The organism is Streptomyces sp. NPDC033178, from assembly GCF_055577685.1.
This window is the reverse complement of sequence record NZ_JBVIPT010000028.1, coordinates 1-297: the sequence shown is the minus strand read 5'-3', so window position 1 is coordinate 297 and position 297 is coordinate 1.

The window sequence follows — 297 nt, the reverse complement described above, 5'->3', positions numbered from 1 at the left end:
CCCCCCCCCCCCCTCCTCCCCCCCCCCCCCCCCCCCCCCCCCCCCCCTTTTTCCCCCCCCCCCCCCCCCCCCCGCCCCCGGGTGGGTGGGGCTGGGGCGGACAAGTAAGTGCGGGCCCGTCGTGGCTTGTGTGCGCAGTTCCCCGCGCCCCCAAGGGGGCACGGCCCGAGGGGACGTGGCGGGATGTGTGTCCGCAGCTTACGAAGACACCAGTGGTCGGCCACCGTGCGACAACTGCGCCTTACGTCACCGGATTTGGAAACCCCCCCCCACCATGTCCCTCACCCCAAAGGCAAA